We start from the raw sequence: 15,546 nt of genomic DNA on the forward strand, positions 1-15,546 counted from the left end.
GGGCGTCGGGGTGTGGCATCCGCCGGAGTTGTGCGGGCGCGGGCGGATGCCACAACCCGGGGCTACGGCGTGACCATGCCGCCGTTGACGTTGAGGGTCTCGCCCGAGACGTAGCTGGACTCCGCCGAGGCGAGGAAGACGAACGCGGGCGCGATCTCGGCGGGCTGCCCGGCGCGCTGATAGGTGCTCTCGTCGTCGAAGTGCTCCATCTGTTCGTCGGAGACGCCGTGGCTCACCTGCAGCGCCGACCACGTCGGCCCGGGAGCCACGACGTTGACCCGGATGCCACGGGACGCCAGCTGCTGCGCCAGCCCCTTGGACAGGTTGTTGATGGCCGCCTTGGTGGCGGCGTAGTCGAGCCGGTCGGGGGCGGGGACGTACGCCTCGAGCGACGCCGTGTTGATGATCGAGCCGCCCTCGGGCAAGTGTGCGAGGGCCGCCTTGGTGATCCAGAACGGCGCGAACACGTTCGTGCGGAAGGTCAGCTCGAACTGCTCGTCGGACAGGTCGTCGACCTTCTCGACCATCACCTGCTTGCCGGCGTTGTTCACCAGGATGTCGAGCCCGCCGAGCGCCTCCGCGGCGTCGGCGACGAGGGCACGGCACGCACCGGGATCGGTGATGTCGGTCGCGATCGAGACGCCGGTGCGCCCGGCATCCCGGATCTGCGCGAGCACGTGGTCGGCGTCGCGCTGCTCGTCGGGGAGGTGCACGATGGCCACGTCGGCACCCTCGCGCGCGAACGCGATCGCGACGGCGCCGCCGATGCCCGAGTCCCCGCCGGTGATGAGCGCCTTCCGGCCGGTGAGGCGCCCCAGCCCGCGGTACGTCTTCTCGCCGAGGTCGGGGACGGGCGTCATGTCGGCCTGGACACCCGGCTCGGGCTGGTGCTGGACCGGGGGCTCGACGCGGGAGTAGCGCGTGACGGGGTTGTCGAAAGTGAACTGGTCGCGATCGGTGGTCATGCAGCGACGTTAGGCAGAGGCGGGCTCCTGATGCGCGCCCTTGACGCGTGCGCGAGGACGCGTCAGAGCCCGACGCGGTGCGGTTCGCGGGAGCGGGGCGCCGTCTCGGCCACGACGTCGTCGAGCACGCGCGAGACGCGTTCGGCCGACGTGCGCCACGAGAAACGCCGTGCGTTGCGGAGCCCCTCGTCCGACAGTCGTGCCCGCAGCCCGTCGTCGTCGACGATCCGCGCCATCGCCGCGGCGAGGTCGCCGACGTCGTACGGGTCGACGAAGAGGGCCGAGTCGCCGAGCACTTCGGGCAGGGATGCCGCGCGCGCGGCGATCACCGGGCACCCGCACTGCTGAGCCTCAAGGGGAGGGATGCCGAAACCCTCGTACAGCGAGGGGAAGACGAAGGCGAGCGCTCCGCGGTACAGCTCGGCCAACGCGGCGTCGTCGACCCGGCCGAGGAACCGGACTCGCGCGTCGGACGCGTCGTACTCCTGACGGGCGAAGCTGCGTGTCTGACTGCCCACGACCCGCAGTTCGACGTCGGGGTGCGCACGGGAGAACCGGCGGAATCCGTCGATCATCCGCGCGAAGTTCTTGTGGGCGTTGGGCGACGACACCGCCAGCAGGTACCGTTCCGTCGCGCGCGGGGCGTCGTCGTCCGCCGGTCGGAACCGGGCATCTGCCGCGTTGGGGACGATCGTGAGCTTCTCGGGGGAGATGCCGAAGTGCGCCGCGATCTCGCCCCTCGAGAACGCGCTGACGGTGAGCAGCCGCTCGCTGTGGTCGATGAGCCGCGGGACGATCAGTCCGTACACCGCGCGGAAGCGCCGACCGAAGCTGTCGGGATGCCGGAGCCACGTGACGTCGTGATGGGTGGACACCTGGGGGCGGTACCAGACGGGGCCGGTGCTCGCGAGACCCAGCACCACCGCGCCTCGGCGGCGGGCGAACAGGGGCAGGTCGATCTGCTCCCACGCGTGTCCCGCGAGACGTCCGACGCGCACGATGCGCGTCTCGTCGAGACCGCGCGGGTCGATCGGCCCACGCGGGACGGCGAGCACGACGTCCGCGCGGAGGCGGAGGAGTTCGCGCGCGATCTCGGTCGCGAAGCGCTGGATGCCGGTGGTGCTCTGCGTCAGGAACCGGGCGTTGACGACGATCATCCGACCCGGCTCCGCTCCGTCTCCGCCGCGGTCCCGTCCGCTGCCGCTCTCCGATAGAGCGCGAGCGAGTCGCGCCCGAGGGCGTCGTCGGTCAGGGCGCGTCGGGCCCACTCCAGTGCGGCGGCCGACATCTGCTCCCGGAGCCGCGGATCGTCGAGCAGTCGTCCGGTCGCGGCGATCAGGGCGTCGTCGTCGGCGCAGACGTAGCCCGTGACGCCATCCCGGACGCTGTCGCGATTGCCCACGACGTCCGAGACGACGGCGGGGATCCCTTGCGACTGCGCCTGGATGAGGGAGAGCGACATCCCCTCCCAGAGGGAGGGGAACAGCAGGACGTCCATGCCGTCGATCAGCTCGGCCAGTTCGCCGGGCGAGACCCACCCGGTCACCCGCACGGGGGCGTCGCCGAACCAGCGCCGCTCGTCGTCGGTGGAGCCCCCGCCGATCCACACGAAGTCGGCCCGTTCGCCGAGCGCACGCGCGGCGGCGGCGAACCGCCACGGCGCCTTCTGGTGGACGACCCGCCCGATCATCCCGACGACCGGCCGTCGCCCCGGGTCGGCGACGCGTGCGGTGCGCGAGACGGTCTCGGAGGGGATCCCGGTCTGGAGCAGGTGCGCCCGCTCGGGTCGGAGCTCTGCGGTCGCCAGGGCGAACTCGGACGGCGAGGTGAGCACGAGCGTCGAGCGGCGGGCGAGGGTCCGCTCGACGATGCGGGCGGTGTACCGGAGGGGTCCGGGCAGGTCGAGCCGCAGGAAGGCGAACCCGTGCGGCGAGAAGAAGACACGCTCGGCCGGGAGCCGACGACGCACCGCGAGGCGGGCGACGACCCCGCCGATGCTCGAGTGCGCGTGCACCGCGTCGACGCCGTCGGCCGCGCGCGCCACGGCACGCGACAGCGCCCGCAGATCGCCGATCCGGCTCCCGGTCGACACACGCCGCAGCGCGACGCGGGCGTCGAAACGTGCGCGCAGCGCCTCGTCGGTCGGGGTCTCGGGGCGCGGGGCGAACAGCACCTCCACGTCGGCGCCCTGCTCGGCCTGGCGGCGGCTGATGCTGTCGACCAGGCTCAGCACGCCGCTGCCCATCGCTTCGGTCACGTGCAGCACTCTCGTCATGGCGTGGTCATCCTCGTCCAGGTGTCGGCGATGCCCTCGGCGAGGGTCCGGTCGCGGTCGGTGCCGTACTCGTCGCGGAAGCGGCCGACCTCGAGCACGACGTGATCGACGAAGGTGGCCGGCTGCGGTGCGCGGGTGATCGCGAAGTCGTGCCCGACCACCGTGCGGATCGCGGCGAAGACGTCGGCGACGGAGTGCCCGAGTCCGCTGCCGAGGTTGTACGCGCGGTGGCGCGGCGCGTGGTCGACCATGCGCAGGATCCGGCCGACGAGGTCGTCGACGTGGATGTAGTCGCGGATCATCGAGCCGTCGCCGACCTGGACCGCCGGCTCCCCGCGCCGGATGCGCTCCAGCGTGATCGGGATGATCCCCTGCCCCGTCGCCGGCCGTGCACGGGGTCCGTACGGGTTCGAGATGCGCAGGGCGACGGACTCCAAGCCTGCGGTGGTGGCGTAGTAGTCGAGGTACCGCTCGATGGTCAGTTTGCCGATGCCGTAGGGCGATATCGGCCGCAGCGGGGCGTCCTCGTCGAACGTGCGTCGCGCCTGCGGGCCGTAGATCGCTCCGCCGCTCGACGCGAAGAACACCCGTCGCACGCCCGCCGCCGCGCACAGCGAGAGCAGTTCGACGCTCGCGCTGACGTTGGTGCGCAGATCGACGGTGGGCTCGCGGTCGGCGCTGGCCGGTGTCGTGGTCGAGAGGAAATGGAACACGTATTCGTGGCCCGACACCGCCGCCGCGACGTCGTCGGGGTCGAGGAAGTCGCCCGCGACGGGGACGACGTCCGGAGACGTGTACGTGTGGATGCCGTCGCGGAAGCGGTCGAAGCCGGTGACGTCGTGCCCGGCGGTGGACAGTGCGTCGGCCAGCCGCGACCCGAGGAAGCCGTTGGCGCCGATCACGAGGCAGCGCGCCATCAGCGCTCGCCCGTGTCTCGGTGGGTGCGCGGCATGGGGCCCTCTCGTCGGGTCGGCGGGTCGGGTGTCGCCGTCACCGCCGGCGGAGGGCGCCCCACAGAGATCGGAGGTCGCGGCGAGCCACGAGCGGAAGCAGCGTGCCCACGACGATCGCCCACGCTCCGCCGGCCGCGAGCAGCCGCAGCCCGGGATCGAGCGGGGTGAAGAACGACACGTCGACGACGGATGCCACGATCGCGCCGACCGTGAACACCGCCACGGGGCGCAACGAGGCGCGCAGCAGCAGCACCGAGGACACCCCGGTCCGCGGCAGCACGAGGAACGCCGCGGCCCACAGCGCGAACTGCCCGATCGACATCGCGACCGCCACTCCGGCCGGGCCCAGGGCGGACAGCGCCACGACGAGGCCGGTCATGAGGATCCGGCCCGTGGCTTCGCACCACAGCAGGAGGCCCGATCGGCCGGTCGCCACGAACGCCCAGTACTGCGGGTAGCCGAGCGTCTGGAACACCGCCCCGATGGCGAAGATCGGGACGTACGTCGCCGCCCCGGCCCACGGGGCCCCGAGCACGACGCGGATCGCCGGCTCCGCGGTGACCGCGAACAGGCTCACGTAGGCCAGCACGGGATAGCTCAGCGCCGTCTGGTACTTCGCCAGGCGGTCCTCGAGGGGCGTCGGGTCGGAGGCATCCGCGAGGGTCGGGACGACCACGCGCGTGAGCGGCGTGACGAGCTGATCGATCGGGAGATTCACCAGCTGGGTCGCCCGGCTGAAGAGACCGACGGTCCGATCGTTCGCCACCCTCCCGACGGCGAGCGTGCCGATGTTGGTCGAGACGTAGTTCAGCGCGTGCACGAGGAACGTGTGGCCTCCGAACGTCAGCAATCCCCGCATGTCGGACCCGCGGCGAGGGAGACCCGGATGCCACGGGGTGAGGATCACCGTCGCCCCGAGCGTGACCAGGGCCGCCACGCCGCCCTGCGAGGCCAGGGCGAGAGCACCGCCGCCCAGCAGGGCGAACACGATCGCCGCCGTCAGTCCGACGAGGTCGCCGGCGAGCTCGGCCGCCGCCAGGCGCCCCAGGCGCCCCGACCGATTCAGTTCGACGCGGAACTGCGCGCTGGCCGAGCGCAGGACGAAGGCGGGTGCCAGGACGGCGAGCACGGGGATCAGCCGCGGGTCGTCGTAGAACGCGGCGAAGGCGGGGGCGACGGCGACGACCAGGCCCGTGGCGACGAGCCCGATCACCGTGTTCGCCCAGAACAGGGACGTGCGCTGCGCCGCCGTCAGGGTCGGGGCGCGCAGGGCCGCCATGCTGAGTCCGAAGTCGCCGAGGACCGCCGCGAGTCCCGCGAGCGCTCCCGCCAGAGCGACGATGCCGGCGTCCGCCGGGCCGACCAGGCGCGCGAGCAGGACCAAGCCCGCGAGCTGGGACAGATACCGCACCCACTGCGCGCCGAGCAGCAGAGCGGCCCCGCGGCGCCGGGGAGCGACGACGGTGCTCGTGGTCATCGCGCGCTCCTGGGGTTGTACGGTGTCGGCCGTGAGCACGCTAGCCAGCCGACGAGAGACCGCCGTCGCCGCGTCCGCGGGTCCGACCGGGTTAGTGGACTCGCCCGTGGCGCGGCGGCTGATGGTGCTCGTGTTGGCCGTGTACTCGCTGTTGGGGCCGCTCATCGAGACCGTTCTCACCGACCGCGCCCACTACAAGGAGGGCGCGACCGCGACGAACCCCGTCGTGGCGGCGATCGACGAGGCCGGCAGCATCGTCGTGCCGGTCATCGCCGCGGCGGCGGTGCTGCTCGTCGTCCTGTTCGCGCGGGTCTCCGGACCGAGCCTGCTCCTGGTCGTGGCGCCCGGTCTGGTCCTCGCGGCCAACGAGTTCGTCCACGGTCGGACCCCGACGTTCGGTCTTCTCCTGACCGCCGCGGCCGGCGCTCTCCTGGTGAGCGTGCGGGTGAAACCGGCGGATCTCGCGGTGCTCGGGTACGCGGGGGCCGCGGTCGCTGCGGGATCGATCGTCGCGATGTACGCGGCGCCCGCGGCGGTGGTCATCTCCGGCGGCACGGGGACCTTCGACAAGTCGCTCACCGGGGCGCCGCTGCTGGCCGGGATCTTCTCCCACTCGAACACGTTCGGGATGTTCCTGGCGCTGTCGATGCCGTGCATTTTCCTGGTCCGTCGGCCGCTCGTGCGCTGGACGCTCCTGGCCGTCGTCGCGTGGGCCCTCGTCCTCAGCTCGTCGCGCACCGCGCTCGTCGGCGCCGGCGTGATGCTGGCGGTCGTCGTGCTCTCACGCCTCCTCCCGCGCACGGGGTTCGTCGTCGTCGGCACGATCGGCGCCGTCGGCGCGCTCATCGCGGTCGTCCGCATCCCCTTCACCGAGACCGATCCCGAGGCCTTCACGTCGCGCGGGGCGATCTGGATCTACAACCGCGAAGCACTCGGCGACCACGGGCTGTTCGGCCTCGGGGCTCACTGGTACGCCGACAACTACGCCGTGCTGCGCACCGTGCTGTCCAGCGCCGCGAGCCACGCGCACAACCTCGTCCTCACGACGCTCGTGATCGGCGGGGCCGTCGTCCTGGTGGCCTGGCTCGCGGTCATCGTGGCCGCACTGAGGGGCGCGGCCACGGACCCGGTGCGCTCGTCGTCGGTGGCCGGCATCGCGTTCATCGTGGGACTTCTCGCCATGGGGGCCACCGAGACGCCCTTCCCTCTGGTGGGCTGGGGACCCCTGTCGGCGTCGGCGCTCGTGCCCCTGTTCGTCTTCGCCACGCGGCGGTGGTTCGAACGCGAAGAGGCGGACCTGGGACTTGCCGTTCCCCTGACCCGTGCCGAGCGCCGGGTCCGTTGGAGCTGACGCCACCGGCTCCGACGTCTCTCGTCAGCGCGACGCTCCTCGCACGCTCCGCAGGCCCCGTGCCAGTCGTCGCCAGCGCGCGGTCGTGGGCGACGCGGCGGCGTCGCCGGCGTGGCGAGCCGACGCGAGAGCGATGTCGTCGGGCGGCCACACGAACCGCCACAGCACACGTACGCGGGTGGCCAACGGCTCTTCCCGCAGGGCTCTCCAGTACGCGCGGACCGGGTCCGGCGCGCCGCGCCACGCCCAGTCGTGCGGGATGCCGCCGCGGTACTGCCGGATCGTCTGCTCCGGCAGGAGGCCCGCCAGCTCGCGTTCGAGCACCGGCACCGCTCCGAGTTCGCACGCCCGTTCGCCGCTGCCGGCGGCGGCGGCGAGCATCGCTGCGGCGGTCGCCGACGCCGCGGCCGATCGCGCGCCGGCCCCGATCTCGGGGCGCACGGCATGCACCGCGGCCAGGACGGCGTGGACGTCGGCGCGGGGGATCGACACGGCCACCCCCGCGTAGACGACCGGCTCCGATCGGCCCGCGACCGCGTCGAACGCGTCGGCGTCGTCCAGGACGAGACCCGGGATGCGCCGGTGCACGTCGATCTCGCATCCCCAGTCGCCGGGGGTCATGGTGGCGGTGTGGTGCACCGACGTGCCCCGCCACGGATCGGGCTCGCGACGCCATCCCCACTCCGTGAGGGCTTCGGCGAGCGCGTCCCCGTGCTCGGGGCGACACCAGACGTCGACGTCGCCCGAGTGCTCGCGTTCCCGGAGCCCCTGGTGGTGCAGGGCGGGGCCTTTCACGAAGACGCACCGGATGCCGCGCTCCGCGGCGAGCCGCGCGGTGAGGGCGTACGCCAGTTCGTGGAACGGCGAGGAGAGCCGCGGGGGATCGAGGCGGGTGATCCGGGCCGGGTGCGTCGGATCGGGCGACGCGATACCGAGGGCGGCCATGTCGTCGAGGATGTGTCGTTCCCCGTCGTCCGCCGGAGACAGCGGCCCGTCGGTCACGAGCCGTCGCCACGTCCGCGCCCCGTCGCCGGTGAGGCAGAACGGCTCGCCGGGCTGCGCGGGCAGGAGGAGGATCTCGGCATCCGGGGTGAACAGATCGGACGCGGAGACGTCGAGAGCGCCGGAGGCGATCGCGACCCAGCCGGCCGAGCGGGGCGACTCAGCGGTCATGGCACCTCTCGGGTGGGGGACGGGCGCCGTCCACTCTGGACCGCGGCGCGGTGCGCGCGACACCGCCTCCCGCCCGGACGGCGGTCCGACCGCGATCCTTCACCCCATCGATCGCCCGAGCGGCTCGCGATTCTCACGTGAGGATCGCGGGCTGCCTCCGCCCCGAGGGGCCGCCTCAGAGCCCGAGCGTGCGGCCCAGGAAGGCGTTGCGGAAGACGCCTCGCGCGTCGGCCGCCCGCGCCACCGCGACGAAGTCGTCGACGTGGGCCAGCGTCGCGCGAACGGTCTCGCCCGGCATCGTGAACGCCTTGCCCCAGTGGGGACGGGCCGCGAACGGAGCGAGCGCGTCCTCGACCGCGGGCAGCACGGCCGCCACTCCCGCGTTGTCGTTCCGCCAGGTGAAGTGGATCGCGAGCACGTCCCGGCCGGACGCCGGGCTGAGCCAGAGGTCGTCCGCCGCGACGGTGCGCAGCTCCGACACCAGCAGCACGGGATCGATCGTGGATGCCACCGCCCGCACCGCCGCGAGCGCCTCGGCGGCCGCGTCGAGGGGCACGAAGTACTCGGACTGGATCTCGTCGCCGTCGCTCGGGAGAGCCTCGGCGCGGAAGTGCGGGAGCCGCGTGTGCCACGGGCCCGGTGTTCCCCGCTCGGTCGTGTTGCCCACGGTCCGGATGCGCCCGAGATGCAGGTCGGCCCCGACTTCGACGCCCCCGATGTCGCGGACGTAGCCGGGTTCCGCATCGGCATCCGTCGCTTTGATCCAGACGAGGTCGTGCGCGGGGTCGCCCCACGTCGTGAAGACGCTGACGCTGTGCGCGCTCGCGAACAGCCGTCGCGGATCGGCGGTCAGGTCCTCCCACGCGACGCCCGTGTAGGCCTGTGCGGTCACGGTGTAGGTGGGGACGGTGCGCAGCTCCACCGCCGTCACCACGCCCAGAGCCCCGAGGCCGAGGGCGGCGGCCGGGAACCACGGGTGCGTCGGGTCGATGCGGTGCACGGTGCCCGTGGCATCCATCGTCTCCACCGCCGTCACGGCGCTGGAGAGGTTGCCGTTGGCGCTCCCGGACCCGTGTGTGCCCGTCGCGGTCGCGCCGGCCACGGAGATGTGGGGGAGGGAGCCGAGGTTGTGCAGCGCGCGTCCCTCGGCTTCGAGCACCGGAGCGAGCTGCGCGAAGGTGACGAGTCCCTCGACCCGCACGCGGTCGCCGGAGACCTCGATGCGGACGGGCAGCTGCTCGAGCGAGATCAGCGCACCGTCGGTGTCGCCGACGTCGTTGAAGGTGTGGCGCGTCGCCTGCACGCGCAGGGCGTCGGCGCTCCGGATCGCGTCGGCGAGCTCGTCGAGGTCGGCGGGCAGCAGCGTCTCGGCGGCACGGTAGCGGTGGTTTCCCGACCAGTTCGTGCCGGAGGGGCGAGTGTGGGTCATGGAGTCCTCCGTCGGTCCGGGTCCATCCTCTCCCGCGCGGACCCCGACGGGGTGCGGATGCCGGGATTCAGTGCGCGGGGAACAGCTCGGCCTCGAAGACCGCCTCGGCCGCGCCGACGAGCAGGCGGTTCTCGCCGAGCTCGGCGACGCGCAGACGCAGGTCCTCGGCGCACGCCGGCATCGTCTGCGCCCGAACGGCGCCGTCCAGTCCGTCGAGGTCGAGCGCGGCCAGCGTCGCGAGGAACCCGCCGAGGACGACGACCGCGGGATTGAGGACGTTCGCGGCGTTCGCAAGGGCCGTCGCGAGGATGCGTCGCTGGCGCGCGGTCTCGGCGTGCACCGCCGGCGCGGTCGTCGTGCGCAGGGCCTCGGCGAGAGTGGCGTCGTCGGCCGCCTCGAGGTGCAGCGCGGCGAGCAGGCGCGCGCGACTCACCTCGTCCTCGAGCACGCCGTCGGCGGCGCGGCGGTCGGCCGCATCGACGATCCCGGGGCGGTTCTGTCCGAATTCGCCCGCGTAGCCGCCGGCGCCACCCAGTGGCACTCCGCCGACGATGACGGCGCCACCGATACCGCTCGCGCCGCCGTTGAGGTAGACGACGTCGTGGGCTCCGCGGGCGGCGCCGAAGAGGTACTCGGCCAGCGCGCCGAGCGCGGCATCGTTGCCCACGCGGGACGGCAGACCCGTCGCGGCGGTCACGAGGCCGCCGATCGCGGCATCCGTCCACTCCAGGTGCGGAGCGGTGCGCACCAGTCCGTCGGCGGCGCGCACGGGACCGGGGACCGCGACCCCGATGCCTACCGTCCGGCGGCCGCGCAGCGGTCCGCGGCGCCAGGCCGCGAGCCGTTCGCCGACCAGTTCGGCCGTGCGCTCGGGCGTGAGCAGCCGCGTCTGGGGCAGCCGCTCGCGCGCGACGGGCGTGCCGTCGAGGGCGAAGGCGCCGATGTCGAGCGCATCGACCTCGGGGTTGACGCCGAGGGCGACCACGCGCGGGTCCGGCGCCACCGTGGGAGAGGGGCGCCCCACCCGGCCGACCGGATCGGGGGCGCGTTCGACGACGAGACCGTCGCCGACGAGTTCGCCGACGAGGTCGGCGATCGTCGAGCGGTTCAAGCCCGTGGCCTCGGTGAGGGCGGCGCGCGAGCGCGGACCCTCGCGGTGCACGGTGCGCAGCACGAGCGCCAGATTGGCGCGTCGCATCCCGTCGCCCCTGCTCGCCGTGACCATCCGACCACTGTGCCATGCGCGCGCCGTCGCCCGCTCCCGCCCGCTCAGCCCTGCTCCTGCCGCGCTCGCCCCCGTCCCGCGCGATAAACGCTTCCTGTGCCGGGAAACGCGCTCTGCGAGCGTTTCTCAGTGCGGGAAGCGTTTATCGGAAAAGAGCCCAGGCATAGGCGGCGGTGCCAGGATCGGATCATGGACCTCTCCGGCATCCCGATCACGACCATCCGCGGCGAAGAGACCACCTTCGGGGCGCTCACGGAGGGGAAGGCGGCGCTCGTGGTCAACGTCGCCTCGCGCTGCGGGCTCGCGCCCCAGTACGAGGCGCTCGAGGCGCTGCACAAGAAGTACGCGGACCGCGGGTTCACCGTGATCGGCTTCCCGAGCAACCAGTTCCTGCAGGAGCTCAGCGACGAAGAGAAGATCGCCGAGTACTGCTCGGCGACGTGGGGCGTGACCTTCCCGATGTCCGAGAAGGTCAAGGTCAACGGCCGCCACGCCCACCCCCTGTATCAGGAGCTCACGCAGAACCCGGATGCCGAGGGCAAGACGGGCCGCATCTCGTGGAACTTCGAGAAGTTCGTCGTCGCGCCGGACGGCCGGGTGTCGCGCTTCAGCCCGCGCACCCACGCCGACGCCCCCGAGGTCGTCGCCGCGATCGAGGACGCCCTCCCGCACTGATCACGCCCGGACGCGGCGCTGCCCTATCCTGGCCGGGAACCCCACCCGTCTGGAAAGGCACCCCCATGGCCGATGCCGTCGTCCTCGTCTCCGGCGGAGCCGCCGTGACGCCCTTCACCGACGCCGAGCGGGCCGCGGGGACGGGCCTCGCGGCGGGCAATACGATGACCGCGCTGCGCGCGCACTACCTCGATCGCGGCATCCGCGTCTTCACCGCCCCGGCACGCATCGGAGCGGGCGAGGTCCGCGAGGATGCCGGCTGGCAGGGCTTCTCCGACGTGCCGGTGGTGCTGCCGGCAGAGGTCACGATCAACGCCGTCGGACGGGTCGACGACGCCGGGGTCGCGCTCGCCGCGTTCCTGCGCTACGTCGCCGCGGAGGAGGGGCTGGAAAGCGTCGCGCTCGTGGGGCACTCCATGGGCGGGCTGTTCTCCCGCGCCGCGATCCGCGAGCTCGGCACCGACGGCCCGCGGGTGGAGCGACTCGTGACCCTCGGCAGCCCGTGGGACGGATCGGTGCTCGGCGACTTCCTCGACGGTGAGATCACCGAGGCCGACGCCCACGACGACCCCGCGACCCTGAAGATCTTCGCCGAGGCCCGCCCCTACGCCGCCGCGAACTCGCAGGGCGCCGCGGGCGAGGTGTCGCGCCGATTCCTGCGCGACTGGAACGACGCCCAGGCGGGAGTGCTCGACGGCATCCCGGTCACCGCGATCGGGGCGGGGTACTTCGCGGCGGCCGACGAGCCGCGCCAGTTGTGGCCGCACGACGGCCTCGTGTCGATGACGAGCGGCCGGGCCGACGGGGTGCCCGCCGCGGTGCTGCCGGACGTGACGCGGCACTCCTTCCCCGACCACGTGCACAGCATCTTCTTCGCGGAGGGCTTCGGCCTGCCCTGGGAGCGTGCTCTCACGTGGGACCCCGAGGTGTTCGCCGTGATCGATGGGGCACGGGAGATCTGACCGAACGCTGGACGTCGCGGCATCCGGGGTATATGTTGTGAAGACCAACAAAACCCCGTGCGTCGGCAACCGACCGTGCGCGTCCATGCGAAGGAGCAGGAATGCCCACCCCCACCCGTGACGACAAGTTCTCGTTCGGTCTCTGGACCGTCGGCTACAACGGCACCGACCCGTTCGGCGGCCCGACCCGGAAGCCCCTCGACGTCGTGCACGTCGTCGAGAAGCTCGCCGAGCTCGGCGCGTACGGCCTGACGTTCCACGACGACGACCTGTTCGCGTTCGGTTCCACCGACGCCGAGCGTCAGACTCAGATCGACCGCCTCAAGGGCGCGATGGAGGCCACCGGCATCATCACGCCGATGGTGACCACGAACCTCTTCTCGGCCCCCGTCTTCAAGGACGGCGGCTTCACCTCCAACGATCGCGACGTGCGCCGCTTCGCGCTGCGCAAGGTCCTGCGCAACGTCGACCTCGCCGCCGAGCTCGGTGCGAAGACGTTCGTCATGTGGGGCGGCCGTGAGGGCGCCGAGTACGACTCCGCGAAGGACATCCGTCAGGCGCTCGAGCGCTACCGCGAGGCCGTCAACCTGCTCGGCGACTACGTCACCGACAAGGGCTACGACATCCGCTTCGCCATCGAGCCCAAGCCCAACGAGCCCCGCGGCGACATCCTGCTGCCCACGCTCGGTCACGCGATCGCGTTCATCGACTCGCTCGAGCGTCCCGAACTCGTGGGCCTGAACCCCGAGGTCGGCCACGAGCAGATGGCGGGCCTGAACTTCGCCGCCGGCATCGCTCAGGCGCTGTACCACGGCAAGCTCTTCCACATCGACCTCAACGGTCAGCGCGGCATCAAGTACGACCAGGACCTCGTGTTCGGCCACGGCGACCTGCACAACGCCTTCGCCCTCGTCGACCTGCTCGAAAACGGCGGCCCCGGCGGCGTCCCGGCCTACGACGGCCCGCGTCACTTCGACTACAAGCCCTCTCGCACCGAGGACGAGACCGGTGTCTGGGACTCGGTCTCGGCCAACATGAACACCTACCTGCTGCTGAAGGAGCGCGCCGCGGCCTTCCGCGCCGACCCCGAGGTGCAGGAGGCGCTCGAGGCGGCGAAGGTGCTCGAGCTCGCGCAGCCGACGCTGAACGAGGGCGAGACCTACGACGACCTCATCGCCGATCGCTCCGCCTACGAGGACTTCGACACCGACGTGTACCTCGGCGGCAAGGGCTTCGGCTTCGTCCGCCTGCAGCAGCTCGCCACCGAGCACCTGCTGGGCGCACGCTGAGCCGGAGCGGGACCGGATGCCCGTGGGGGGCGTCCGGTCCCGCTTCTCGCGCGACCCGGATGCCACGGCATCCGGGTCCGTATCCGCACCCGCCGCTGGGTGTCCAGGACACGCCGCCCCGTCGATCGGGAACGGCGTGCCGTGGACACGGAACGGACGAGGCGTCGCGCCGAAGTGGCCGCGACGAGGAGAAGGAGTGAGCATGACTCTGGTCATGGGCGTCGATTCGTCGACGCAGTCGTGCAAGGTCGTCGTCGTCGACGCCGAGACCGGTCTCGTGGTGCGCGAGGGTCGCGCGACGCACCCCGCCGGCACCGCCGTCGACCCCGAGGCGTGGTGGATCGCGCTACAGGATGCCATCGCGCAGGCGGGCGGCCTCGACGACGTCGCGGCGGTCTCGATCGCCGGTCAGCAGCACGGCATGGTCGTGCTCGACGCGGAGGGGCGCGTCATCCGCGACGCCCTGCTGTGGAACGACACCCGATCGGCGCAGGCCGCGCGCGACCTCATCGACGAGGTCGGCGCCGAGGTCTATGCCGACCGCACGGGGGTCGTCCCGGTGGCCTCGTTCACCGCGACGAAGCTGCGCTGGCTGCGGGATGCCGAGCCCGACAACGCCGCGCGCGTGGCCGCGGTCGCCCTTCCGCACGACTGGCTGACGTGGCGCCTGCGCGGCTTCGGTCCGGGCAACGCCGACCTCTCCGCACTCACCACCGACCGCTCCGACGCCTCGGGCACCGCGTACTGGGGCGCCGACGGTTACGATCGCGCACTGCTGGAGCGCGCCCTCGGGCACGACGCCGTGCTTCCGCGCGTGCTCGGACCGTGGGACAGCGCCGGAACCCTGCCGGGCGGCGCGCTCGTCGGCCCCGGCGCCGGAGACAACGCCGGAGCCGCCCTCGGTCTCGGCGCCGGCGTGGGCGACGTCGTCGTTTCGCTCGGCACCTCGGGCACGGTCTTCGCCGTCACCGACCACGTCGTGCGCGACACGTCGGGCGCCGTCGCCGGTTTCGCGGATGCCACGGGACGCTTCCTCCCGCTCGTCGCCACCCTCAACGCCGCCCGCGTGCTCGACGCGTTCGCGCGACTGCTCGACGTCTCGCACGACGAGCTCGGCGCCCTCGCGCTGCAGGCCGAGCCCGGTGCCGACGGCGTTGTGCTCGTGCCGTGGTTCGAGGGGGAGCGCACCCCCAACCTGCCCGACGCGCAGGCGTCGCTGACGGGCCTGACCCTGGCATCCACCACCCGGCCGAACTTCGCCCGCGCGGCGATCGAGGGCATGCTGAGCGGCCTCGCCGTCGGGCTCGAAGCCATCCAGGCCCAGGGCGTCGAGGTGCGCCGGGTGCTGCTCATCGGTGGTGCCGCGGCGAACGAGGCCGTCGCGCGCATCGCCGCGCAGGTGTTCGACGCCGAGATCGTCGTGCCCGCCGCGGGCGAGTACGTCGCGCTCGGTGCCGCGCGCCAGGCCGCGGGCGTGTTCGCGGGCGGCCCGGTGGACTGGACGATCGCGACGACCCGCCGCGTCGAGCCCGACCACCGTCCCGAGATCCGCACGCGGTACGACGCGGTGGCCGCGGTCCGCGCGCGGGACTGAGGCGGCGCGGCTGCGGCGGTGCGCTCCCGACGCGGTGCGCTCCGGACCGCGGTGCGCTCCGGACCGCGAGACTGCATCCCGCTGACAAACCCACTGCACGCTGCAGTGGGTTTGTCAGTCAGATGCAGTCTCGCGGTGTACGGCCTGCGGCGTACGGCGTGCGGTGCGGCGGGGAGCC

General features: G+C 72.8%; 13 protein-coding genes. 5 read left to right on the plus strand and 8 right to left on the minus strand.

The annotated features are described in order from the left end of the window. Positions 1-62 precede the first annotated feature (62 nt). The 5 genes from LQV45_RS02850 to LQV45_RS02870 all read right to left on the minus strand — a co-directional run bounded on the left by LQV45_RS02850 (position 63) and on the right by LQV45_RS02870 (position 5,670). The gene (locus tag LQV45_RS02850) at positions 63-965 is read right to left on the minus strand and encodes an SDR family oxidoreductase (RefSeq protein WP_230005648.1); all 903 of its coding nucleotides are present in this window, start codon (positions 963-965) and stop codon (positions 63-65) included. A gap of 62 nt (positions 966-1,027) precedes the next feature. Continuing rightward, positions 1,028-2,122, minus strand: coding sequence for a glycosyltransferase family 1 protein (locus LQV45_RS02855; protein WP_230005649.1), 1,095 nt, complete (start codon positions 2,120-2,122; stop codon positions 1,028-1,030). Continuing rightward, positions 2,119-3,240, minus strand: coding sequence for a glycosyltransferase (locus LQV45_RS02860; RefSeq protein ID WP_230005650.1), 1,122 nt, complete (start codon positions 3,238-3,240; stop codon positions 2,119-2,121). Before LQV45_RS02860 ends, LQV45_RS02855 begins: the two co-directional genes overlap by 4 nt. Beyond that, positions 3,237-4,157, minus strand: a complete 921-nt coding sequence (locus LQV45_RS02865; protein WP_230005651.1) for an NAD-dependent epimerase/dehydratase family protein — start codon at positions 4,155-4,157, stop codon at positions 3,237-3,239. The genes LQV45_RS02860 and LQV45_RS02865 overlap by 4 nt, the downstream gene beginning before the upstream one ends. 73 nt (positions 4,158-4,230) lie before the next feature. Next, positions 4,231-5,670: an oligosaccharide flippase family protein gene (locus tag LQV45_RS02870; protein WP_230005652.1), complete on the minus strand. Its 1,440-nt coding sequence runs from the start codon at positions 5,668-5,670 to the stop codon at positions 4,231-4,233. A gap of 31 nt (positions 5,671-5,701) precedes the next feature. On the opposite strand from LQV45_RS02870, the gene LQV45_RS02875 reads away from it, so the two are divergent. Then, a complete protein-coding gene (locus LQV45_RS02875; protein WP_230005653.1) occupies positions 5,702-7,021 on the plus strand; it encodes an O-antigen ligase in 1,320 nt (439 codons plus the stop codon). A gap of 24 nt (positions 7,022-7,045) precedes the next feature. On the opposite strand, the gene LQV45_RS02880 is transcribed toward LQV45_RS02875, so the two are convergent. The 3 genes from LQV45_RS02880 to LQV45_RS02890 form a co-directional block, all read right to left on the minus strand. Then, positions 7,046-8,194, minus strand: a complete 1,149-nt coding sequence (locus LQV45_RS02880; RefSeq protein ID WP_230005654.1) for a nucleotidyltransferase family protein — start codon at positions 8,192-8,194, stop codon at positions 7,046-7,048. A 175-nt stretch (positions 8,195-8,369) separates the two neighbouring features. Then, complete coding sequence (locus tag LQV45_RS02885; RefSeq protein ID WP_230005655.1) at positions 8,370-9,623, minus strand: D-arabinono-1,4-lactone oxidase; 1,254 nt, start codon at positions 9,621-9,623, stop codon at positions 8,370-8,372. Between the two features lie 67 nt (positions 9,624-9,690). Further along, the gene (locus LQV45_RS02890) at positions 9,691-10,821 is read right to left on the minus strand and encodes an ROK family transcriptional regulator (RefSeq protein ID WP_230005656.1); all 1,131 of its coding nucleotides are present in this window, start codon (positions 10,819-10,821) and stop codon (positions 9,691-9,693) included. 216 nt (positions 10,822-11,037) lie between these two features. On the opposite strand from LQV45_RS02890, the gene LQV45_RS02895 reads away from it, so the two are divergent. The 4 genes from LQV45_RS02895 to xylB all read left to right on the plus strand — a co-directional run bounded on the left by LQV45_RS02895 (position 11,038) and on the right by xylB (position 15,368). Then, on the plus strand, positions 11,038-11,523 hold the full coding sequence (locus tag LQV45_RS02895; protein WP_230005657.1) for a glutathione peroxidase: 486 nt from the start codon (positions 11,038-11,040) through the stop codon (positions 11,521-11,523). A gap of 65 nt (positions 11,524-11,588) precedes the next feature. Continuing rightward, positions 11,589-12,485 carry an alpha/beta hydrolase gene (locus LQV45_RS02900; protein WP_230005658.1) on the plus strand — a complete coding sequence of 299 codons (897 nt, stop codon included), beginning with the start codon at positions 11,589-11,591 and terminating at the stop codon, positions 12,483-12,485. Positions 12,486-12,586: 101 nt separating this feature from the next. Next, a complete protein-coding gene (gene xylA / locus LQV45_RS02905) occupies positions 12,587-13,774 on the plus strand; it encodes a xylose isomerase (RefSeq protein WP_138176404.1) in 1,188 nt (395 codons plus the stop codon). Positions 13,775-13,976: 202 nt separating this feature from the next. After that, the gene (gene xylB / locus LQV45_RS02910; protein ID WP_230005659.1) at positions 13,977-15,368 is read left to right on the plus strand and encodes a xylulokinase; all 1,392 of its coding nucleotides are present in this window, start codon (positions 13,977-13,979) and stop codon (positions 15,366-15,368) included. Positions 15,369-15,546: the final 178 nt, after the last annotated feature.

The organism is Microbacterium sp. Bi128, from assembly GCF_918698205.1.